A 19,591-nucleotide genomic window follows, 5' to 3' on the forward strand; every position below is an offset into this window, starting at 1 on the left:
GGTCATCATGATTCTCTGGTTGATCGTGCTCGTCATCGTTATCGTAGTGGCCATTATGCTGCTCGCCGATACGCTCTTTGTGGTCAAGCAGCAGCATGCCGTCATCATCGAGCGCCTCGGTAAGTTCAACCGCATCGTGGGGGCGGGCTTTCACGCCAAGATCCCGGTCATCGACCGCAAGGCGGCAACGGTGTCGCTCCGCACCATGAAGAACGGCTTTGACATCGACGCCAAGACCGAGGACAACGTTACCATCGGCCTCGAGGTCTCGGCGCAGTACCACGTCTCGTACGACATGGGCACGGGCCCGGCCGACTCGGGCGTCTACAAGAGCTACTACATGCTGCAGCAGCCGGTCGCTCAGATGCGCGACTTTATCACCGATGCGCTGCGCAGCTCCATCCCGGTCTACACGCTCGACGAGGTCTTTGCCAAGAAGGACGACATCGCCAAAGACGTCAACGCCACCGTGTCCGAGCAGATGGCCGCCTACGGCTTTACGCTCGTCTCGACCCTCATCACGCGGATCGCGCTGCCGGCTGAGGTCGAGGATTCCATGAACCAGATCAACGCGGCGCAGCGCACCAAGGCCGCTGCGCAGGACCTCGCCGAGGCCGACCGCATCCGCCGCGTGACCGAGGCCAAGGCCGAGGCGGAGGCCATGGAGAAGGCCGGCGAGGGCATCGCCAACCAGCGCAAGGCCATCGCGGTGGGCATCAAGGACTCGCTCGAGACCATCCAGGAGACGGGCGTTACCAACAACGAGGCCAACCAGCTCTTTATGTACACGCAATGGACCGAGATGATGACGGAGTTTGCCAAGACGGGCAAGAGCTCCACGGTGGTGCTGCCGGCGGACTTTAAAGAGAGCGCCTCGATGTTTGAGCAGATGCTCGCGGCCGGCGAGGCGGGCGAGCAGGGGAACGTTCCGCCCGTGCCGCCGCAGGCGTAGCGGAGGTTGCATGGGGCGTGCGCGCCGCGGTGTGGCGTGTGCCGGCCGGTGGCGTCGCGCGCTGCCGGTAACATCTTGCAGCGCGGCGGCCACCCGGTGTTGCGCGTGCTAGCATGAACACATTGCATGAGCGGGCCTGCGACGGCCCGCTCGCTGTATAGAGGGGCGTGGCTGCGCAGGTCCGTCTGCCGGGCGTGCGCCCGCGCCTGTGGAGAGGAGTCCCGATGTCGTCCCAGCGAATCGCCCGATGCGGCCTGTGCGCGGCGCTTCTGGCCGTGAGCGCGTGGGTGAGCATACCCTTTGGCCCCGTGCCGTTTACCCTGCAGACGCTTGTGCTTGCGATGCTCCCCGGTGTGCTCGCGCCGGCGGACGCGGTGGCAACGGTCGGGGTCTATCTGCTTCTGGGGGCGCTCGGTTTGCCGGTGTTCTCCAACATGATGGGCGGCCTTGGCGTGATTGCGGGGCCGACCGGCGGCTTTCTCTGGGGCTTTCTGGTGGGCATGGTGCTTGCGGGCGGCGTGTCGCGCCTTGAGCGCCTGCCGCGCGTCGTACACGATGTGCTCTCGTGCGTGGCGATCCTTCTCACCTCGTACGCACTGGGGACGGTGCAGCTCATGATCGTGGGGAACATGGACCTGCCGGCCGCACTTGCCGTGGCGGTGCTGCCGTTTATGGTGCCCGATGTGGTCAAGATGGCCGTGGGGGTGTCGCTCGCCCGGGCGGTGTCGCGCGCACTGCCGGCTGCCCGTCGCGCGTAGGCGCACTGCCAGGCGATCGGCACTACCGGCGTTTTAGCCCAACACCACGCGCTCAAGCTCCGCTGGCTCATCTACCACGTACTCGGCGCCTGCGGCCTCGAGCTCCCTACGCCCGCGGAAGCCCCAGGCCACGCCCGCCACGGCGAGCCCGGCGTTGTGGCCTGTCGCCACGTCCACGTTGCTGTCGCCCACGTAGAGCGCATGCTCGGGCTCAACATCGAGCTGGTCGAGCACGTAGCGGGTGATGGGCGCCGCCGGCTTGGGCGGAAAGGCGTCGATGCGCCCCTGCACGAGGTCAAAGCTCGTGCCAAAGTAGCGCTCAACGAGCGGCACCGCGGCAGCATGGTCTTTGTTGGAGAGCACAGCGAGGCGCACCCCCGCGGCGTGCAGATGGTCGAGCAGCTCCATCACGCCTGGGTAGGGGGCTGTGTGGTCCTCCTTGTGGGCGTCGTAGTACGCACGGAACTCGCCGATCACTTGCTCAAACATGCGGCCGTCGCCCGCGTACTCCGCAGGGATGATGCGCTCGATGAGCTTGGGCTGCCCATTGCCGACCTTGTAGCGGTACTGGTCCGGCGTAAACGTCGGCCAGCCGTGCGCCGTGCACACATGGTTGCCCGCCGCCGCAAGGTCGTCGAGCGTATTGAGCAGCGTTCCGTCAAGATCAAATATCACGGTGGTGTACGGCATGGGAATCCTTTGGTCGAAAGCGTTGCCGCGCGGTACATCGCACTCTTTTTGCCCGCAGCGCGGTACATTTCTTGGCGCAATGAACCCGGAAATGCACCGGGCAATGAGTCCGCAAAAGAATGCCAGCTAGAACGCGTGACATATTTGCGAGTAATGCGCTCCACTTGTTCCCAGAGGGCGGAGCGCGCATTTCCGGGTTCATTGCGCTCGATATTGTACAACGCGCGTGGTTGTAGAGCGCGCGTGACAGAAGGCCGCCTAATGCGTGCGGGCTCCGGGGAAACATTGGTGGATACAGGGGGCGCGGCGTACGAGAAACGCCTAAAGCGCGGGGTGCCCGTCCTAGCAGATGCGGGGAAGCTGCTCGCCGACCAGCATATCCAGCACGCGGGTCGCGCCCCAGGCGGTGCGCACGCGCACCGGGGCCCGGCCGCCCTCAAACGGCTCACCCACGCGGCCGATGATGGCGGCGTTCTCGCCGTAGCGGCTCGCGCGCATCGCGGCGAGCGCCGCGTCGGCCTCCTCGGCGGGCACGACGGCGACCATCTTTCCCTCGTTTGCCACCTGAAAAACGTCGTACCCGAGCATCTCGCACGCACCGCGCACCTCAGGGCGCACGGGGACGGCGTCCTCGTCAACCTCGATGGAGACGGCGCTCGCGCTCGCAAACTCGTTGAGCGTGCTCGCCAGACCGCCGCGGGTGGGGTCGCGGAAGCAACGCGTGTGCGGCGCGGCCTCGAGCACGGCGGCGATAAGGTGGTTGAGCGGCGCGGCGTCGCTCTCAATCGTGGTGCCAAAGGCGAGTCCCTCGCGCTGGCTCATGATGGCGATGCCGTGGTCGCCGAGCGTGCCCGAGACGAGCACCACATCGCCCGGCCGGCACGCGGCGCCCGAGAGCTCCACGCCCTCCGGCACCTCGCCCACGCCAGCGGTGTTGATGTAGAGGCCGTCTGCGCCGCCGCGCTCCACCACCTTGGTGTCGCCGGTGATGATGGTAACGCCCGCCTCGCGCGCCGCCTCGGCCATGCTCGCGCAGATGCGCCGCAGGTCGGCGAGGGGCAGCCCTTCCTCCAAGATAAACCCGCACGAGAGGTAGCGCGGCCGCGCACCGGAGGTGGCCACGTCGTTGACCGTGCCGCACACGGCGAGCCGGCCAATGTCGCCGCCAGGGAAGAACCGCGGCGTTACCACAAAGCTGTCCGTCGACATCGCAAGGCGTCCGGTCGGGTCGAGCGCAGCCACGCCGGCGTCGTTGCCGGCCAAGAGCTCCGGCGAGCCAAAGGCCTCGTAAAAGACGTCGTCGATGATGCGCTTCATCATCTGGCCGCCCGAGCCGTGCCCGAGCAGGACGGTATCCGGTTGCGTGGGCATGCAGCCTCCCTCTAAAACGCAAACTCCCAGTGCCCGCTCCACTCGGTGCTGCCCGTGGTGAGATAGAGCCCCAGGCAGATCGCGAGCACGATGATGGTGATGACGATGTATACGATTGGTCCTTTGAACTTGAACATGATCGGTCCTTTCTGCAGCGGACGTGCCGGGCGGTAGAGCCGAGCCAGCGGGTGGGACGGCGTGTCGCCCGCCGGCTCGGCGACAAGGTACTGGCTAAACCCGCGCCCGCGCCCTTCCGTTACGCCCCGTCCCGGAAGCGCCAGTACGCCGCGCAGCTGCCCTCGCTCGAGACCATGCAGGGGCCCACCGGTGTCTCGGGCGTGCATGCACGGTCAAAGAGCGGGCAGGCCGTGGGCGCGATCACGCCGCGGAGCACATCGCCGCAGCGGCAGCCTGCCGGCTCGCGCGTGGGCTCAACGGCAACCTCAAAGCGGCGCGAGGCGTCGTGGCGCGCAAACTCCGGGCGGATGGCGAGCCCCGAGCTCGGCAGCTCGCCCAGGCCGCGCCACACGGCGTCGCAGGGCTCAAAGACCTCATCTACCAGCTGGCGCGCCACGGGGTTGCCCTCGTCGCTCACGCCGCGGCGGTAGGCGTTCTCCACCGCCGGCGTGCCCGCAACCACGAGCTCCGCAAGCCGCGCGATGCCTTCGAGCACGTCGACCGGCTCAAAACCCGTCACCACGCCGGGGATGCCAAACTCCTCCGGCAAAAAGCGGTACGGCGCAAGGCCGGTGATGGTCGAGACGTGCCCCGGCAGGATAAAGCCGTCGATGGCGGTTTCGGGATCGTCGGCGATCGCACGCAACGCCGCCGGGGTGGTCTTGTGCACGCAAAAGACCGAGAAGTTGTCGAGGCCGCGCTGGTCGGCCTCGAGGATGCTTGCGGCAATGGCGGGGGTGGTGGTCTCAAAGCCCACACCCATAAAAACAACCTGCCGTTCGGGCTCGGCGGCGGCGAGTTCCACCGCGTCGAGCGGCGAGTAGACCACGCGTACGTCATGCCCGGCGGCCTTCTCGGCGGCAAGCGAGCTGGTAGACCCGGGCACGCGCACCATGTCGCCAAAGGTGGCGATGGTCACGCCCGGCACGCGCGCGAGGGCCACGGCGCGGTCGATGTCGCGGTTGGCCGTCACGCAGACGGGGCAACCGGGGCCCGAGAGCAGGTGCAGGTTGCGGGGGAGGATGGAGCGAAACCCGTATCGCCCGATGCTCACCGTGTGGGTGCCGCAGACCTCCATGAGGTTGATCTCGCGCGAGCCGACGGTCTCGCGGATGTGTTCCACAAGCTTGCGAACGAGGTGCGGGTCGCGGAAGGCCGAGAAGTCGATGGCGGCGGCGTGCGGAGTGGTCTTGCTGGCGGTGTCGCGCTCGTCGGCGGCCATGGCTAGACCGCCTCGGGCTCTGCCGCGTCTGCCGCGCTGGCTGCGGGGGCTACGCCGAGTTCCTCGGATTCCAGCTCGTCGAGGTCGTTGAGAATCTCGATGGTCTCGCGCGCCTGCTTGGCGTCGATGACCTCAATGGCAAAGCCTGCATGGACGAGTACGTAGTCGTCCACCTGCGCCTCGGGGGTGAGCCGGAGCGAGATGTCGCGCGTGGCGCCCATCATATCGACGCGCGCATTCGCGTTATCGGTGATCGAGAGAATCTTGCCGGGAACGGCGAGGCACATGGTTCCTCCTTCTGCCGGCAGGGCCGGCCTTGACCGCGATTATGGTACCGCGGTGGTAACGGTTCCGCAAACCGTCACTGAAATGTCGCTGCTGGGCAAGACGGGCCCTGCCTCGGCGTCAACTCGAGCTGGAAAACTGTGTAAGAATGGTGCATTGCTGAGTAGAGGCCTCATGTGCTCTGCAAAAACCGCAGGTAAACGCTTTGCCTATATTTTGGATACTCGACACGCTCCGGTTCTTACACAGTTTTCCGGCTCGAGTTGACATTAGACGGTGATAGGCGACGCCGAGCGGCCCGTTAAGCGACGGTCTGGCCGGTCATGCGCGGGTGAGGCGGGCCCGGGCGACGGCGGCTTGTCCGTAGGCAATGCACCCGTCGTTGACCGGGACGTTTTGCGGTATGAGCACCCGCAAGCCGTACGCCGCAAGGCCGCGTTCGACCTGGGTGAGCAGCAGGCGGTTCAGAAAGACGCCACCCGAGAGCGCAACCGTATCGATCCCCTCGCGGCGGGCGATGCGCGCCACCGCGTCAACCAAGGTCTCGGCGACCGCCCGGTGTACCAGGAGTGCCAAGCACTCCGGGTCGTCGCCCTGCGCCATGCCGTCGAGCAGTGCGACCAAAAGCGGCGAAAGGTCGATGATTTCCGGTGTTTCGGGCGGTTGTGAGGTGCCAGAAAGGGTCTCGCGCTGCATTTCGGCGGCTTGTGATCGGCCCTCGGCCCCCGTTTCTGCCATTTTCTGCGACGCGGCACGTGTGGCAGCGGCTTCGAGCTCAATCGCCGGCTCGCCTTCGTACGTCGCGCGCGGGCACACGCCTATGATGGCGGCGACGGCATCGAGAAAGCGTCCCATGCTGCTGGTGATAGGGCTGTTGATACCGCGCTCGACCATCGTCTGTAAAAGCGCGCGCTCGGCTTTGGTGAGACTTTCGACCAGCGTCGCCGCCCCCGGATGATCCAGAAGTCCATGGGCACTGAGCAGGCCAAAAGCGTTGCGACGGGCATCGCGCACGGCCGCTGCGCCCCCGGGGAGGCGCCACGTGCGCAGGTGGGCGGCGCGCCGGCAGGAGGCGAGGGATGCCACGAGCACCTCGCCGCCCCACACGGTCCCGTCGGTGCCGGCTCCCGTGCCGTCGAGTGTGAGGCCGACCACCGTGGCGTCGGGCGCGATCTCTCCGCGTGCCGCCGCCTCGGCAAGAACGCTTGCAATGTGCGCGTGGTGGTGCTGGACCTCCACCAGGGGGAGACCACTGCGCTCCGCCTCGGCGCGAGCCCACTGGCTCGCGAGGTACCCGGGGTGCCGGTCACAGGCAAGTGCGGCGGGCTGCACATCAAAGAGCTCTTGCAGATGAGTACGACACCCCTGCCAGGCATCGAGGGTCTCAGCGTTCTCGAGGTCGCCGATGTGCTGCGAAAGCAGGCACTCCGCCGTGCCGTCGGGGTGTTCGCGGGTGAGGGCGAGGGTGGCCTTCTGCTCGGGTCCGCAGGCGAGGATGGCGGGTGGCGTTTCGGGGGAGGAGGTGCAGCCGGAGGAGCCGAGTACGGGGTGCTCGCTTGCCTTCGCCGTCTCGGCATCTCTCGCCACACGCGGCAGCTCGAGCGGTCGCGGCGCGTAGCCGCGGGCTCGGCGCACCAGCCGCGGGGCCCCGTCGACCACGCGTACGACCGAATCGTCAAAGCGCGCGAGGATGGCGCGGTTGTTGCCCAGAAGCGCATCGGCGAGCCCACCCTCAACCAGATGCTGCCAAGCGAGGTCGTCGTCCGTTTCGATGGGCTCCTCGCTCACATTGCCACTCGTCATAACCAGTGCGCCCACGCCCCGTTCGGCACATGCGGCGAGCAGGAGGTGCTGGAGCGGTGTGTAGGGGAGCATGACACCGACTTCGGTCAGGTCAAAAGCTACGGAGGGGGCAAGGGTTGTGCTGGACGCCGAGTCGGCAAGAGCACCGTGAGGCCGTGTCGCCCGCCCGGTCTGGTCGGCGGTCCCCGCGGGCTCCGCCGCACTGTGTCGTCCGGCGTCTTGCCGCCTGAGCAGTACGATCGGCCGGACGGTGCCCTCAAGCAGCGCACGCTCGGCGCTGTCAATCACGCACCAGCGCTCTGCAGCGGCAACGTTGGGCACCATGATGGCAAGAGGCTTGTTGCTGCGGCGCTTGCGGCGGCGGAGCTCGCGCACCGCCGTGTCGTCGGCGGCGTTGCAGGCAAGGTGGAACCCGCCCAGCCCCTTGATTGCCACAATGCCGCCCGACGCCAACAGTTCGGCGCACCGGGCGATGATCGCGTCGCTCTCCTCGCGTGTGCGGCCAACGGCGGGCGTTGCGGAGTGCGGCCCCCGCGGGGTGCCCGTGTCAGTGCCCGTTCCGGCCCCCGCTTCGCCCAAATCTTCCCCTTCTGCAGCGCCTCCGCGCTCCCGCCACGTAAGGTGCGGACCACAGCTAAAGCAGGCATCGGGCTGCGCGTGAAAGCGCCGGTCGAGCGGGTCGGCGTACTCCGCGGCGCACGACGGGCACATGGGAAAATCGGCCATCGAGGTCGCGGCGCGGTCGTAGGGCAGGCTGCGGATGATGGTGTAGCGCGGTCCGCAGTTGGTGCAGTTGATAAAGGGATAGTGGTAGCGCCGGTCGGCGGGGTCAAAGAGTTCGCGCAGGCAGTCGGGGCAGGTGGCGATATCGGGCGAGACGAGCGTGGTGCGCTCGGTCGCGGCGTTGGAGGCGATGATGCGAAAGGCCCCGGCGGCGAGCTCGGCGGAGGGTCTTTCGAGCTCTTCGACAGCGACTTGCTCGACGCGCGCCGCTGCCGGTGCGTTCGAGCTCAGTGTGTGAACAAAGGGGCGCAGGGCGTCTGTAGTACCCTGCGCCTCGATATGCACACCGTCGCCGGCATTGAGCACCCAGCCCGAAAGACCGCGCGCAACCGCCTCGCGATAGACGAACGGCCGAAAGCCCACGCCCTGAACGATGCCCGTGATATGAATCCCCAGCGTTTTCATGGCCTGTATTATCGCCGATTCTCCCGTTGTCCATCAACGAGGTTGCAGGCCTTAGGAACGCTACGTGGGAACGCTATTCCTCCGAGCAGGTCACATAGTGGTACGTGTCGCCGTCGGACACGTAGCTTACCTGCGGGCCGCCGGCGCCAAGCGCTGAGGGGATCCACGTCGCCATGTGCTCCATACCCGGCTCCTCCAGGTTGAAGTGGCCGAGTACGATGGCGCACTTACCGCGCCCGAGTTGGGCGGCGTCGCGGATGTACTCGCAGGTTGTGAAGTCGATAAACTCCATGCCGAGCAGGCAATCGGGCCCGCCTGCTGCATCCGTGGCGTTGGCAAGCGCCGTGTCTTGCGGACCACCCATGACGTGCATAGGAATCTGCACGCGGCGCACGCGCGCGGCGGGGTCGCCCACCAGGCGTACGCCCGCAAGACCGAGCTTGCTCACAATGTCGCGGGCGAGCTCCCGACCGGTCACCTCGGGAATCCCAAAGTCCATGCTGCGCGCGATGTCGCCCGTACGCGCCTCAAGCCAGCCCATCTTCCAGGCAAAGCCGTAGAAGATGCCATCGGCAAGCGCCCCGTTTGCGTCTAGTGGCACGCCGGAGTGAATGTAGTCGTGGCAGCGCCACACCGCGCTGCCTCAGGCGTCCAAAAGCTCGCGCTTTTCCTGGAACGTGGCGTTTTCCGCCACCACGTCTTGGTGATCTCCATGGTTCCAAAAGAGCGCTTCGTGCGGAATGATGAGGTTGGCGCCGAGCTCCTGCGCCTGCCGGATGACGTCGGCCGTTGCCCAAATGCAGGTAACGATACCCGTGCATTCCTGGTCGACGTTGCCGTAGAGCACCTTGTCGCGCGTGGTGGCCTCGTCGATGGGACGATCGCCCATCATATCGTAGCCGCCGCAATAGTCCTTTATGTGCTGGATAACTTCGCTGATGAGCATGGGGATCTTTTCTATGAGAGGGGGTCACGGCTTCGTTGTACCCAGATGGCGCGCCGAGCGAGCCAAGGCGTCTGCGGTATGTTATCGGCTGCTCGGTTTGCCGCAGCGGGTGTGCATGAGCGGCCAGTCGCCGAATACATGCTTGCCGTCCGCCGGCGTTCGCCGTCTGCTTGCAGCGCAGGGGCGGTAGCTTCGATACAGTTGATTCGTTATGCAGATAGTTCGAGCCAGGAGGTTTTATGGTCAAGCTGGGAGTCTCGGTCTACCCAGAGCAGGAGTCGGCAGAAGAGCTCGCCTCGTATCTTGAGCGTGTGGCGGCGGCCGGTTTCAAAAAGGTGTTTACCAGCATGTTCTCGGTCGACGAGGGAGCAGATGCCCTTGTGGAGCGTTTTGGGTCGCTCGCGGCTCGCGTGCACGAGTTCGGCATGGAGCTTTCGGTCGACGTGAACCCCATGCTCTTCGACCGCATTGGGGCTGCAGCCGATAACCTCGAGATTTTCCACCGCATGGGTATCGACGTCCTGCGTATGGACATGCCGTTTTTTGACGAGCGCAACGCCGCGCTGATTGAGAACCCCTATGGCATTGGCATTGAGTTCAACGCCATGATGGAAGATCTGCTCTGCCGCTTCATCCCGGCCGAGCTCATGCCCAAGGTCGCGGTGTGTCACAACTTCTATCCGCAGCGCTTCACGGCCGAAAGCGTCGAGGCCTATTGCCAGATGAACGCCTTCTGGAAGGCACGCGGCGCGCGGGTGGGCGCCTTTGTGAGCAGTCAGAGCGAGGGGGCGCGCGGTCCTTGGCCGGTCCGCGAGGGCCTGCCCACGGTGGAGAATCATCGCGACATGCCGCTGGAGCTTCAGATTCGTCATATGCTGCTGCTTGGCGATGTGGACGAGATTCTGATTGGCAACGAGCCGGCAACCGACGAGGAGCTCGCCGCAGTGGGCGCCCTTATGCGCAAGCTTTCCGGCGAGGATGAGAAGGAGGATAGGGCCGCCGACGACCCGACGCGCCAGTTCGATGGACTTGCCGCCTTCTTTGGCGCGAGTGAGCGGACGCTTCTCCATATCGACCTCGACGAGAACATCTCTGCGGTCGAGCGCTCAATCGCGCTTGATTACCACCGCCATAGCGACGGAGGCGACGGCACCGAGTATATGCTGCGCTCCCGCATGACGCGCATGTCCTACCGCGGGCAAACGATTGCCCCGCGCACCTGGGCGGAGCCCATGTTTCACCGTGGCGACATCGTGGTGGTGAACGATAACCTCGAGCACTATCGCGCCGAGCTGCAGGTTGTGCTCAAGGACATGCCCAATGACGGGCAGCGCAATCACATCGGCCGTATTACCCCCAAGGAGCTTTTCCTGCTCGATGCGCTGGAACCGCGTGTGACGTTTCTTCTTGAAGAGGCGTAACAAAAGCTCGCAGACCCGTGTGCGAGGATACATGTGTCTTTGCATTCCTAGGCCCGCCCTTTCGGGGGCGGGCTTTTGCCTGTCTCGCAGCATTCGCATCTGCCCGTATGGTCAAATTGGTGCGTGAGAGGGCATTATTCAACACTCACCTACGAAGCTCGGTGCGGCTGAACTCCCAAATCCGTTTGATTTCCTGTGCAGTGGCTGCAAAATGGCGCACATACGGCATCACGCTTCCCCGCGGCGATGCCCAAAATTGCCCTCTCGCGGGGTTATTTGACCAAACGGGGATGAGCGAAGACGGCGATTGCGCGTTGCGCGTGAAGCTCGTGTTCACGTTGCAGCTTCCAGCGGCTGCCGTTTTCACGTTTCTGCCGCGAACGGTCGAAAACACCCCGTGAACGGTTTTATGCCGAAAAGCGTTTTTTCGGACGACGTTTCGTTCACGGATTTCTATCTTGTTCGTACAAGCTCTGCGCGACAGGCATAATGCAAATCGGAACGAGATTGCGGCCGCGTTTCTCTAACCACAAATGTCCTAAACAAAGACCCAGTCTATTTGAGGGGAGTGGGGTCAATGAAGGTAGATGTGGCTGGAGTCATGAAGCGCTTTTCTGGCGCGATGATTCAACCTGTTATGTTTCTGTCGGTCGCCGGCATCATGTTGGCGCTAGCCTCGGTTCTGCGCCTGACCTATATGCCCGCAGCTGTTATTGGTGTGGGAGACTTTCTCTACAACCTGTTCATGAACGGCTTCATCAACAACTTGGTTGTTATCTTCGTTGTTGGTCTTACCTGCGCGTTCGCAAAAAAGCAAAAGACCGATGCGGCGGTCGTCGCTATCGCGTCGTTCCTTTGCTACCTGTACGCCGATAACTACTGGCTGAACCTTACCGGAACGCTCGCGCAGCCTGCTGCGGACGGCTCCTTCTATGGAACCGGACAAGCCATGGTACTCGGCGTCCAAGTTGTAGACATGGGCGTGTTCATCTCGATCATTCTCGGCTGCATTAATGGATGGATCTACAACAAGCTTTGTGACGTGCAGTTCCCTGATGCCGTGCGCATCTACGGCGGCACTAAGCTGGCCTTCCTCGTTTGCTGCCTCGCCGCGGCGCTCCTCGGCGTAGCTGCCACGTACTTCTGGCCGCCTGTCGCTAGCGGCATCTCCGCCCTTCAGGGCTTCATCGAAAACGCGGGATACGCGGGTCTGTTCGTCTACGGCTTCCTGAACCGCATCCTCATCCCGACCGGTCTCCATCACCTTGTCTGGATGCCCTTCAACTACACAAGCGTCGGTGGCGTGGCCGAGATTGCCGGTCAGGTTTATCAGGGCGCCGTGCCCATCTACACGGCTGAGATCGGTAACATCGCAAGCATCACGGCTATCGATCCGTCCGTCCGCTACATCGTCTTCGGCTTCTCCAAGGTCTTCGGCTCCATCGGTTGCGTGCTCGCTTTCATCGCTACGGCTAAGCCCGAGAAGAAGGCCGCTACCAAGGCGCTGCTCATCCCGTCTTGCTTCACCGCCGTGCTCGCCGGCATCACCGAGCCGCTCGAGTTCACCTACCTCTTCGTGTCGCCACTGCTCTTCCTCGTGCACTCGCTGCTCGACGGTATCTTCCAGACGCTGCTCATCGCTGTCGGCTATCTGGCGCAGTGCGGTTCGATCATCGATATCATCACGGCCGCTATCATCATCCCGTGGGATATGTCGCACATCTACCTCATCATCCCGGTCGGTCTTGCGGCTATCGTGGTCTGGTTCCTGGCGTTCCGCTTCTTCATCCTTAAGTTCGACCTCAAGACCCCCGGTCGCGAGGACGAGGGAGAGGAGATCGACCTCTCCAAGATGAACCGCAAGGCGTTTGAGGCGCAGAAGGCAGCCGGCGGCGCAGCGGTGGCGGTTGCCGGCGGTGGCACCGCGGTTGTGGATGATGACGCTACGAACGTCCAGCACATCATCGACGGCCTGGGCGGCCCGGACAACATCGTGTCGCTCATGAACTGCTTCACCCGTCTGCGCATCGACCTCAAGGACATGAGCCTCATCAACGAGGACGAGGTCAACAAGTTCAAGAACTCCGGCATCGTCCGCGGCAAGAACAACGTCCAGATCATCGTGGGCATGAAGGTCCAGGACGTCTTCGAGAAGGTCATGGTGGCCCTCGGTCGCGACCTCGAGTAACGCATCCCTCTCAGGATGGGGTAACCCGCCCGGCCCGGTATGGGGTCCGGCCGGGCGGGAATTACCCCAATCATCGGTAACCCGCCGGCGGCAGGAGCCGGCAGTTAGAAAAGGAGTACCCATGAACGAGAACAAGAAGTTTCGCATCTGCATCGTCGGCGGCGGCTCCCGCTACACGCCGGGCATCCTGAAGATGCTCGTGGCCGAGAAGGACCGCTTCCCGATCTCGACCATCGTGCTTTACGACAACGAGGCAGAGCGCCAGGAGCGCGTCTGCGGCTACGGTAAGGTGCTGCTGCGCGAGTATTATCCCGAGTGCGAGATCATCCACACCACCGATCCCGAGACCGCCTTTACCGGCATCGACTTCGCCTTCATGCAGATCCGCGCCGGCCGCCTGAAGATGCGCGAGTCCGACGAGAAGATCGCCCTCAAGCACGGCTGCATCGGTCAGGAGACCTGCGGTGCCGGCGGCTTTGCCTACGGCATGCGCTCCGTGCCCGCGGTGTGCGCCATCATCAAGGACATCCGCAAGTACGCGCCCGAGGCTTGGGTGCTCAACTACTCCAACCCCGCGGCCATCGTCGCCGAGGCCACCAAGCGCGTCTTCAAGGGCGACTACCGCATCATCAACATCTGCGACATGCCCGTGGGCATCATGGGCATGTACGCCCAGGCCCTCGGTCTTCCCTCGAGCCGCCTCGAGCCCCGCTACTTCGGCCTCAACCACTACGGCTGGTTCACCCATATCTACGACAAGGAGACCGGCGAGGACTACCTGCCCAAGCTCAAGAAGATGTTCGCCACCCCGATGGAGGACGACGGGCACACCGGCCACGAGGTGGACGCCTCCTGGGCCGAGACCTTCCGCTTCATGTCCAAGATGGTGCGCGAGTGCGGCGACAAGTTCATGCCCAACACCTACCTGCAGTACTATCTCTATCCCAAGCACATGGTCTCGATCGAGAACCCCGACTACACCCGCGCCAACGAGGTCATGGACGGCCACGAGAAGCGCACGTTCGAGATGATCGAGGAGGTCATCGCAGCCGATAAGCTCAAGGGCACCAAGTACGAGATGACCGAGGAGGACTTCAACGACGGCCACGCCACCTACATCGTGGACCTCGCCTATGCCATCTCCCACAACACGCAGGACATCTTCCTGTGCATGACCGAGAACCACGGCATCATCTCCAACTTCTCCGAGGGTGCCATGGTCGAGGTGCCGGTCCGCGTGGGCATCAACGGCGTCGAGGCACTGAACGTCGGCGAGATCCCGACCTTCCAGAAGGGTCTTCTGGAGAACCAGTTCGCCTACGAGAAGCTCACCGTGGACGCCTGCCTTGAGGGCTCCTACGAGAAGGCATGGAACGCGCTCACGCTCAATCGCTGCGTGAACGATACCGACACCGCCAAGGCCCTGCTCGACGACTACATCGAGGCTAACAAGGCCTACTGGCCCGAGCTCCACTAGGGAGTTCGTCAATCGGTGCTTTTGAGCGACATGTTCGCGTCGCGTAAGCGCTGACCTGTGGGAACGACCGGGCGATTCTTGCGACCCACGGGGCGGAGGTGAGGAGCCTCCGCCCCGTTGCCCCGGTTCTTGCGGTTAGCGCTGCGCGCTGTCGGCAGATCGTGAGGGTACCGAGCAGTTTGTCTGGCACCGTTGCCAAGGGAGGATGCACATGGTTGGTGCGATCGAGCGGGCTCCAAGGGAGTTTCAAAGTCTACGGCTGTCGCAAAAATGTCTGTGCGTCGTCGAGATGATCGGCACATATCTGTGGCCATTGTTTGGCATCGTGGCCGCGCTTGTGATGTGGCGCCGTGGCAACGCGTATATCTGGCGCTTTTGCGCCGTGGCTGGTGCGGTTGCGAGCATGGCGGTCTATGCAGTCGAGCTGACGCGCGTTCTGCTCGCTGGGTAGCGGCTGGGGTTATGCGCGCCTTGTCGTCCCGCGCTTAGCGTGAGTCGTGAGCCTCGCACAACAGGTGGTATCGGGCGATTGCGTGCTCCACCAGGGCGAGCGACCCGGCAGCAAAGAGGTTTGGCTGGTACGCCTCCCGTTCCGACTTGGTGCTCTTGATCGCAATGGCCAGGTTTGCCGCTCGTGCGACCGGCGTACGCGAGCTTGCGGTGATGGCGACAGTCTCAAAGCCGCACTGATTGCATTCAAGCGCCGCCTGCCAGCACACGAGACCGCTCTCGTTGCAGAAGAGCGCGAGCCCCGAGCTCTCCGACCCCGCTTGGCGCTGGCAAGCGCGGGCGATCTCATAGGCGTAGGGCATAACGGCAAACCCAAGCTCGCCCAGGCGGTAGATGAGGAGTTTCTGGCAGATCTCGACGTCGCCGATGCCAAGAACCAGAACGCGACCGCCGCGGTGCCGCACGAGGGCCTCTGCGAGCAGATCGATGCCATTTGGATCTTGGTCGTCTTGGTGCTCGATCTGTTCGGCGCGGCGGTAATAGTGTCTCAGCCGATTGACCATGTCACTCCACCCCAAATAGCCATAGGCCTTTGCGGCGCGATGCGCCGTTGAGGTGGAGATGCCGAGCTCGTGGGAGATGTCGGTAATGGTGGGCCGGTCGCCGGCTTTGAGGTGGCTGCGCACCGCCTGATAGACGAGGCGGGCGGTGTCGGATGCGGAGGTCATCGTGTCACGCTTTCCCTCGCAGGGAGGGATGGTCGGCTGAGGCATCGGCTACCTCCTGCTTATTATGGATCGGGGGGGGGGGCTTCCTCGATGTGAGCTGGGTTGACTAAACTGCTCGGCGCATGGTGTACGGCCAAGGTTTCCGAGTGACGAGCGTTATCGTCTGCCGCCCGTTGTGCCGAGAAGGTCGCAAGAGCCTCCTCAAAGAGCATGAGTGTTTTTACCGCAAAGAGATGCATGGCGTTGTCGCGCGTGCGAGCGAGTCTGATGGTGACGTCGAGTGAGGGGAGCGCCACGGGAAAGCCTGCATCCAAGATTCCCACAGTGGTGAATCCTCGGTCTTCTGCATATGAGAGCAGGCTCTCGAATGCCGGTTGAACGGTTGGCTTGCCGAGTGCGGATTTAGGTAGATTTTCAAAAAAGAGGAACATCACACCGGCATTTGGTGCGAGAGCGTCAAACGTTCCATAATCGTACGATGCCGTCGCGGAGAGGCCAAAGATGTTGAGCTTTCTGTTGATGTGCTCTGCAATGGGTCTCGTGGTTATTTCTCCGCCGGAATAGCAGATATTGTTGCGCCCCTCGCACCTCTCAAGGCAGGCGGCGAGCGTCTCGGCGGCTGCGGCAAAATCGCCCTCGACGATAGGTTCGGGGAGGATATTATCGCTGCTGATGCTCGATCGCGTTTGGTATGTGTAAAGGTAGTCCTGAAACCCGCTAAACCCGAGCTTTTGCAGGGTCTTGATGACCGTGCTTTTGGCAACATGGCATTCATTGGCAAGCCCGGTGAGCGACGGCTCCTCGTTCAGGGCGCCGTGTGCGTACAGGTGCTCAACGATTTCGCGCTCAGTTTCGGTCAGCCTGGCCATGGACCCCTCTTTGACGATGTGTACACTATCAGTATATCCCACAACCACGACAGATCGCTTTTCACTGCATCGGCGCGAGCGGCGTTGTTTTGGGTGAACAAGGATGCGAGGAAGCCGGAGCATCTCGGCTCCCTCGCGCTTAGCCTGGTTTGTGTATCGCCATAAAACGCGTGCGTTGTTCTTGGGGGTTGGCGGGGTGCCTACGGTTATGCAAACCACATTGCCGTATCGCCGCGCGCCACCGGTCCGTCGGCATGTTTGACAAGGTCGCCGGGGCAAGAGTGCTCCACCACGAGCATCATGGTAACGGGGTCATACCCTGCCGCGCGAATCTTGTCGATATCAAACTCAAGCAGAACTTGACCTTCCGTTACGGTGTCGCCCTGCGCGGCATGCAGGGTAAAGCCGTCTCCCTGCATCTCTACGGTATCGATACCCACGTGGACCATCACGGTTATGCCGTTTGTGCCGGTGATGCCAAGAGCGTGTCCCGTGGGAAAGAGCGCCTCGATCTTGCCAGACGTGGGTGCCACGAGTGTACCGTCGGTGGGGACAATGGCGATGCCGTCTCCCATGGCCTTGCTGGCAAATGCCTGGTCGGCAACGGTTGAGATGTCTGCAAGAGTACCGGAGACCGGGGCGATGAGGTGTGGCTGTGTCATCGGGTCGGGCTCTGCCGGGGCGGGTGCGGCATGGTCGGCTGCTTGCTTGTGCGAGAAGAGATTATTGAAGAATCCCATGCGTATCGTTCCTTCCTGGTTGTGGGGCACCCGCCAAGGGCGGTGTGCCCAAAAACAAAACACGGCTCAGCATGCCCAAGGGCACTAGCCAAGCCAGCGGGAACGACCTATGCGATTCTTGCGACTCACTTAGTGTAGCGCATTGATGCGTGGCTGTGTGCCCGCGTACGAGGCGCACTGCCGGGGCGCTTTGACTTTTCGGTAAGCGGTTGAGTGCTACCCGGTGCTCAAAGGGTATATGATTATCCATACCATAGTATGGATTATTTTCCTATGATTTGAGGTACGACATGGCGTTCGACACGAATTGCGTCTATCCCATCAGCGCACTCCAGAATAATCAGCGGGAGGTGCGCGAAGCTGCTCGCAAAAAGCTGCTGCGCATTACCGAGAACGGCACTTCTGCCTACGTGTTCTGCTCGGAAGAGGTGCTCAAGCGCACGATCGACGAAGCTGTGGCGGATGCCCTCTACGAGCGCGACTGCCTCGAGGCGTTTGATACCGGCGAGCGCGAGATCCGCGAGGGTCGATGCGTCGAGGGAATCGACGCGCTCGACCGCGCGGTGCGCGCACAGCGCCAGCAGGTTGCCTGATGAGCCGCGTCATCTTTGCCGATGCGTTTGTCGATGCTCTGGCTGACGTGCAGTCCGAGCGCGTGGCGCAGCGCATCATAAGGCTGGTGTCCTATCTTGAGGACATGCCTGAGCTGGGGTCCGCTGATTTGCCGGAATCCGTAAGGCACCGTTACGGCGTGCGGGCCCGCAAGCTTGTGGCGACGCCGTTTGACATTCTCTACACCTACGATGCCGAGTTGGACGAGGGTCACGTGGACGGCTTGGTCCACCAACGGGCTGTCGTGTAGGCCCGCACGTTTGAGGCTTCCGGTTTTGTGATTGAGGCTGCAGGCGCTCCTCGCCTTTTGTTACCGCTCTAGGCTCTCCTCGGTGGCGGCACAGGTGAGCTCGCCGTGCTTCACGCCGCGCAGGCCCAGCAGCTTATCGGCTAGCTCGTACACGCGCGAGCCCTGGCCGCGCAGCGCCAGAATCTCCAGGCAGTTGTGGTGGTCAAGGTGCACGTGCATGGTCGAAACGATCTCAGCCGTGTAGTCGTGCTGAACGGCGTCGAGCCGACGGGTGAGGTCGCCGGTGTGGTGGCCGTAGATCATGGTGAGCGACCCGATGACCTCGGCGTCCGGCCGGCGCAGCTCATCTTTTACGAGCGAGGCGCGGATAAGGTCGCGGATGGCCTCGGAGCGGTTTGCCGGGCCGCCGCCGCGTGCGATCTGCGCATCAAAGGCGGCGAGCAGCTCCTCGGGGATGGCGATGGAGAAGCGGGCGAGCTCGCCCGCGCCGGTGTGGCCACTCATGCTAGACCAGGTGCACGGAGCCCACGGAGTTGTGGTCGGCCTCGATGGCGTCCTCGTAGCCCTCGAGGGCGGCGCGCGCCTCGTCGAGCGCCTTCATGGCATCGGCGAGCTTACCCTCGATGCGCTCCATGCTAAAGGCCTCGGTGGCGTGGTAGAGGTCGTGGCTCCAGCTGCGCGCGAGCGCGATGGTGTCGTCCACCTGCTTGACGCTCATGGCGAGCTGGCTCATGTTCATCCCGACGTCGTGCATGGCTGCCTCCTCCAAAGTGGCCGGGCAGGGCCCGGTCGCGGCAATCGGTTCTCCGTGATTGTAGCAGGCCCGCAGGCACCATTGGCCATTTGGCAGCCAGCCGTCCGCCCACCGAGCCTTGACCGCCTGCTTACACAACGCCCGAGTTGCGCTGCGCGCAAAAACGCCCCGGGCGCGGCGTGTGAACGCGTCCGGGGCTTATGGGAAGGATGCGCGGCGCGGGGGAGTCGCGTCGCCGCTCCGCGCAGGTCGAGCCGTTACAGGTACTTCTCGAGCTCGGCGGCGAGGCGCGCCTTGGGCATGGCACCCACGGTGCGGCCGACCTCCTGGCCACCCTTAAAGATGACGAGCGTGGGGATCGACATAACACCAAACTTCATGGCGAGGTCCTGGTTCTCGTCGACGTTGCACTTGCCGACCTTGAGGCGACCGGCCAGTTCGTCGGCCAGCTCGTCAACGATGGGCGAGAGCGTGCGGCACGGACCGCACCACGGGGCCCAGAAGTCAACGAGAACGGGAAGCTGCTCGTCCATGAGCGAAGCGAAGTTTTCGGCGGTAACGGTGGTGATATCTGCCATGGTTCCTCCTCGGGGGAGTGGCACCAGCGGTGCACGGTTGTTGGGTACGTTGGGGCTTATACCCACCCTGCGTGAGGTGTTTCACAAATGTTGCTGCCGCGCGTGCCTTTTGCGGGGAGCGGTCGGGGGGGG

The 19,591-nt window shown here is 63.5% G+C and carries 22 protein-coding genes; 8 read left to right on the plus strand and 14 right to left on the minus strand.

Features of this window, described 5'->3' with window-relative positions:
- Window positions 1-7: 7 nt before the first annotated feature.
- Together B5G20_RS09445 and B5G20_RS09450 are read left to right on the plus strand one after the other, a co-directional pair.
- Entirely contained in the window at window positions 8-952 is a 945-nt protein-coding gene (locus B5G20_RS09445; RefSeq protein WP_087356665.1) for an SPFH domain-containing protein, read from the plus strand.
- A gap of 224 nt (window positions 953-1,176) precedes the next feature.
- Complete coding sequence (locus B5G20_RS09450; protein ID WP_087356666.1) at window positions 1,177-1,710, plus strand: biotin transporter BioY; 534 nt, start codon at window positions 1,177-1,179, stop codon at window positions 1,708-1,710.
- Window positions 1,711-1,743: 33 nt separating this feature from the next.
- Here the strand turns inward: B5G20_RS09450 and B5G20_RS09455 are convergent, their stop codons facing one another.
- The 8 genes from B5G20_RS09455 to B5G20_RS10500 all read right to left on the minus strand — a co-directional run bounded on the left by B5G20_RS09455 (window position 1,744) and on the right by B5G20_RS10500 (window position 9,392).
- The gene (locus tag B5G20_RS09455; protein ID WP_087356667.1) at window positions 1,744-2,400 is read right to left on the minus strand and encodes an HAD-IA family hydrolase; all 657 of its coding nucleotides are present in this window, start codon (window positions 2,398-2,400) and stop codon (window positions 1,744-1,746) included.
- A gap of 342 nt (window positions 2,401-2,742) precedes the next feature.
- Window positions 2,743-3,771 (minus strand): hydrogenase expression/formation protein HypE, encoded by a 1,029-nt coding sequence (gene hypE / locus B5G20_RS09460; protein WP_087356668.1) that lies wholly within the window; start codon window positions 3,769-3,771, stop codon window positions 2,743-2,745.
- 11 nt (window positions 3,772-3,782) lie between these two features.
- Entirely contained in the window at window positions 3,783-3,908 is a 126-nt protein-coding gene (locus B5G20_RS10650; protein WP_255377038.1) for a hypothetical protein, read from the minus strand.
- A 119-nt stretch (window positions 3,909-4,027) separates the two neighbouring features.
- The gene (hypD, locus tag B5G20_RS09465) at window positions 4,028-5,170 is read right to left on the minus strand and encodes a hydrogenase formation protein HypD (protein ID WP_087356669.1); all 1,143 of its coding nucleotides are present in this window, start codon (window positions 5,168-5,170) and stop codon (window positions 4,028-4,030) included.
- 2 nt (window positions 5,171-5,172) lie between these two features.
- A complete protein-coding gene (locus tag B5G20_RS09470) occupies window positions 5,173-5,457 on the minus strand; it encodes a HypC/HybG/HupF family hydrogenase formation chaperone (protein WP_087356670.1) in 285 nt (94 codons plus the stop codon).
- A gap of 319 nt (window positions 5,458-5,776) precedes the next feature.
- Window positions 5,777-8,446, minus strand: a complete 2,670-nt coding sequence (locus tag B5G20_RS09475) for a carbamoyltransferase HypF (RefSeq protein WP_087356671.1) — start codon at window positions 8,444-8,446, stop codon at window positions 5,777-5,779.
- Window positions 8,447-8,519: 73 nt separating this feature from the next.
- The gene (locus B5G20_RS10495; RefSeq protein ID WP_204207759.1) at window positions 8,520-9,080 is read right to left on the minus strand and encodes a hypothetical protein; all 561 of its coding nucleotides are present in this window, start codon (window positions 9,078-9,080) and stop codon (window positions 8,520-8,522) included.
- Window positions 9,081-9,089: 9 nt separating this feature from the next.
- Window positions 9,090-9,392 (minus strand): Nif3-like dinuclear metal center hexameric protein, encoded by a 303-nt coding sequence (locus tag B5G20_RS10500; RefSeq protein ID WP_204207760.1) that lies wholly within the window; start codon window positions 9,390-9,392, stop codon window positions 9,090-9,092.
- A gap of 239 nt (window positions 9,393-9,631) precedes the next feature.
- Here B5G20_RS10500 and B5G20_RS09485 point away from each other — a divergent pair, with 239 nt between their 5' ends.
- The 4 genes from B5G20_RS09485 (at window position 9,632) to B5G20_RS09500 (ending at window position 14,929) form a co-directional block, all read left to right on the plus strand.
- On the plus strand, window positions 9,632-10,813 hold the full coding sequence (locus B5G20_RS09485; RefSeq protein WP_087356672.1) for a MupG family TIM beta-alpha barrel fold protein: 1,182 nt from the start codon (window positions 9,632-9,634) through the stop codon (window positions 10,811-10,813).
- Between the two features lie 577 nt (window positions 10,814-11,390).
- Entirely contained in the window at window positions 11,391-13,001 is a 1,611-nt protein-coding gene (locus tag B5G20_RS09490; protein WP_087356673.1) for a PTS transporter subunit EIIC, read from the plus strand.
- Window positions 13,002-13,122: 121 nt separating this feature from the next.
- Window positions 13,123-14,478, plus strand: coding sequence for a 6-phospho-alpha-glucosidase (locus B5G20_RS09495; RefSeq protein WP_087356674.1), 1,356 nt, complete (start codon window positions 13,123-13,125; stop codon window positions 14,476-14,478).
- A gap of 211 nt (window positions 14,479-14,689) precedes the next feature.
- Window positions 14,690-14,929, plus strand: coding sequence for a hypothetical protein (locus B5G20_RS09500; RefSeq protein ID WP_087356675.1), 240 nt, complete (start codon window positions 14,690-14,692; stop codon window positions 14,927-14,929).
- Between the two features lie 34 nt (window positions 14,930-14,963).
- Here the strand turns inward: B5G20_RS09500 and B5G20_RS09505 are convergent, their stop codons facing one another.
- The 3 genes from B5G20_RS09505 to B5G20_RS09515 all read right to left on the minus strand — a co-directional run bounded on the left by B5G20_RS09505 (window position 14,964) and on the right by B5G20_RS09515 (window position 17,265).
- Window positions 14,964-15,656: a hypothetical protein gene (locus B5G20_RS09505; RefSeq protein WP_143750267.1), complete on the minus strand. Its 693-nt coding sequence runs from the start codon at window positions 15,654-15,656 to the stop codon at window positions 14,964-14,966.
- 62 nt (window positions 15,657-15,718) lie between these two features.
- Complete coding sequence (locus B5G20_RS09510) at window positions 15,719-16,525, minus strand: hypothetical protein (RefSeq protein WP_158094434.1); 807 nt, start codon at window positions 16,523-16,525, stop codon at window positions 15,719-15,721.
- A 206-nt stretch (window positions 16,526-16,731) separates the two neighbouring features.
- Entirely contained in the window at window positions 16,732-17,265 is a 534-nt protein-coding gene (locus B5G20_RS09515) for a PTS glucose transporter subunit IIA (protein ID WP_087356678.1), read from the minus strand.
- A gap of 290 nt (window positions 17,266-17,555) precedes the next feature.
- Here B5G20_RS09515 and B5G20_RS09520 point away from each other — a divergent pair, with 290 nt between their 5' ends.
- Window positions 17,556-17,858: a hypothetical protein gene (locus tag B5G20_RS09520; RefSeq protein ID WP_087356679.1), complete on the plus strand. Its 303-nt coding sequence runs from the start codon at window positions 17,556-17,558 to the stop codon at window positions 17,856-17,858.
- Window positions 17,858-18,127: a hypothetical protein gene (locus B5G20_RS09525; protein ID WP_087356680.1), complete on the plus strand. Its 270-nt coding sequence runs from the start codon at window positions 17,858-17,860 to the stop codon at window positions 18,125-18,127. Before B5G20_RS09520 ends, B5G20_RS09525 begins: the two co-directional genes overlap by 1 nt.
- A gap of 60 nt (window positions 18,128-18,187) precedes the next feature.
- Here B5G20_RS09525 and nikR read toward each other — a convergent pair whose 3' ends face one another.
- The 3 genes from nikR to trxA form a co-directional block, all read right to left on the minus strand.
- A complete protein-coding gene (gene nikR, locus B5G20_RS09530) occupies window positions 18,188-18,631 on the minus strand; it encodes a nickel-responsive transcriptional regulator NikR (protein ID WP_087356681.1) in 444 nt (147 codons plus the stop codon).
- A gap of 1 nt (window position 18,632) precedes the next feature.
- Complete coding sequence (locus B5G20_RS09535) at window positions 18,633-18,881, minus strand: hypothetical protein (RefSeq protein WP_087356682.1); 249 nt, start codon at window positions 18,879-18,881, stop codon at window positions 18,633-18,635.
- A 257-nt stretch (window positions 18,882-19,138) separates the two neighbouring features.
- Window positions 19,139-19,459, minus strand: a complete 321-nt coding sequence (gene trxA / locus B5G20_RS09540) for a thioredoxin (protein ID WP_087356683.1) — start codon at window positions 19,457-19,459, stop codon at window positions 19,139-19,141.
- Window positions 19,460-19,591: the final 132 nt, after the last annotated feature.

The organism is Collinsella sp. An7 (assembly GCF_002159335.1).
Classification (GTDB): Bacteria; Actinomycetota; Coriobacteriia; order Coriobacteriales; family Coriobacteriaceae; genus Coprousia.

Coding starts and splice junctions, on each gene's coding strand:
- B5G20_RS09445 (WP_087356665.1), top strand. CDS start 8: ATGATTCTCTGGTTGATCGTGCTCGTCATCGTTATCGTAGTGGCCATT.
- B5G20_RS09450 (WP_087356666.1), top strand. CDS start 1,177: ATGTCGTCCCAGCGAATCGCCCGATGCGGCCTGTGCGCGGCGCTTCTG.
- B5G20_RS09455 (WP_087356667.1), bottom strand. CDS start 2,400: ATGCCGTACACCACCGTGATATTTGATCTTGACGGAACGCTGCTCAAT.
- hypE (WP_087356668.1), bottom strand. CDS start 3,771: ATGCCCACGCAACCGGATACCGTCCTGCTCGGGCACGGCTCGGGCGGC.
- B5G20_RS10650 (WP_255377038.1), bottom strand. CDS start 3,908: ATGTTCAAGTTCAAAGGACCAATCGTATACATCGTCATCACCATCATC.
- hypD (WP_087356669.1), bottom strand. CDS start 5,170: ATGGCCGCCGACGAGCGCGACACCGCCAGCAAGACCACTCCGCACGCC.
- B5G20_RS09470 (WP_087356670.1), bottom strand. CDS start 5,457: ATGTGCCTCGCCGTTCCCGGCAAGATTCTCTCGATCACCGATAACGCG.
- B5G20_RS09475 (WP_087356671.1), bottom strand. CDS start 8,446: ATGAAAACGCTGGGGATTCATATCACGGGCATCGTTCAGGGCGTGGGC.
- B5G20_RS10500 (WP_204207760.1), bottom strand. CDS start 9,392: ATGCTCATCAGCGAAGTTATCCAGCACATAAAGGACTATTGCGGCGGC.
- B5G20_RS09485 (WP_087356672.1), top strand. CDS start 9,632: ATGGTCAAGCTGGGAGTCTCGGTCTACCCAGAGCAGGAGTCGGCAGAA.
- B5G20_RS09490 (WP_087356673.1), top strand. CDS start 11,391: ATGAAGGTAGATGTGGCTGGAGTCATGAAGCGCTTTTCTGGCGCGATG.
- B5G20_RS09495 (WP_087356674.1), top strand. CDS start 13,123: ATGAACGAGAACAAGAAGTTTCGCATCTGCATCGTCGGCGGCGGCTCC.
- B5G20_RS09500 (WP_087356675.1), top strand. CDS start 14,690: ATGGTTGGTGCGATCGAGCGGGCTCCAAGGGAGTTTCAAAGTCTACGG.
- B5G20_RS09505 (WP_143750267.1), bottom strand. CDS start 15,656: ATGACCTCCGCATCCGACACCGCCCGCCTCGTCTATCAGGCGGTGCGC.
- B5G20_RS09510 (WP_158094434.1), bottom strand. CDS start 16,525: ATGGCCAGGCTGACCGAAACTGAGCGCGAAATCGTTGAGCACCTGTAC.
- B5G20_RS09515 (WP_087356678.1), bottom strand. CDS start 17,265: ATGGGATTCTTCAATAATCTCTTCTCGCACAAGCAAGCAGCCGACCAT.
- B5G20_RS09520 (WP_087356679.1), top strand. CDS start 17,556: ATGGCGTTCGACACGAATTGCGTCTATCCCATCAGCGCACTCCAGAAT.
- B5G20_RS09525 (WP_087356680.1), top strand. CDS start 17,858: ATGAGCCGCGTCATCTTTGCCGATGCGTTTGTCGATGCTCTGGCTGAC.
- nikR (WP_087356681.1), bottom strand. CDS start 18,631: ATGAGTGGCCACACCGGCGCGGGCGAGCTCGCCCGCTTCTCCATCGCC.
- B5G20_RS09535 (WP_087356682.1), bottom strand. CDS start 18,881: ATGCACGACGTCGGGATGAACATGAGCCAGCTCGCCATGAGCGTCAAG.
- trxA (WP_087356683.1), bottom strand. CDS start 19,459: ATGGCAGATATCACCACCGTTACCGCCGAAAACTTCGCTTCGCTCATG.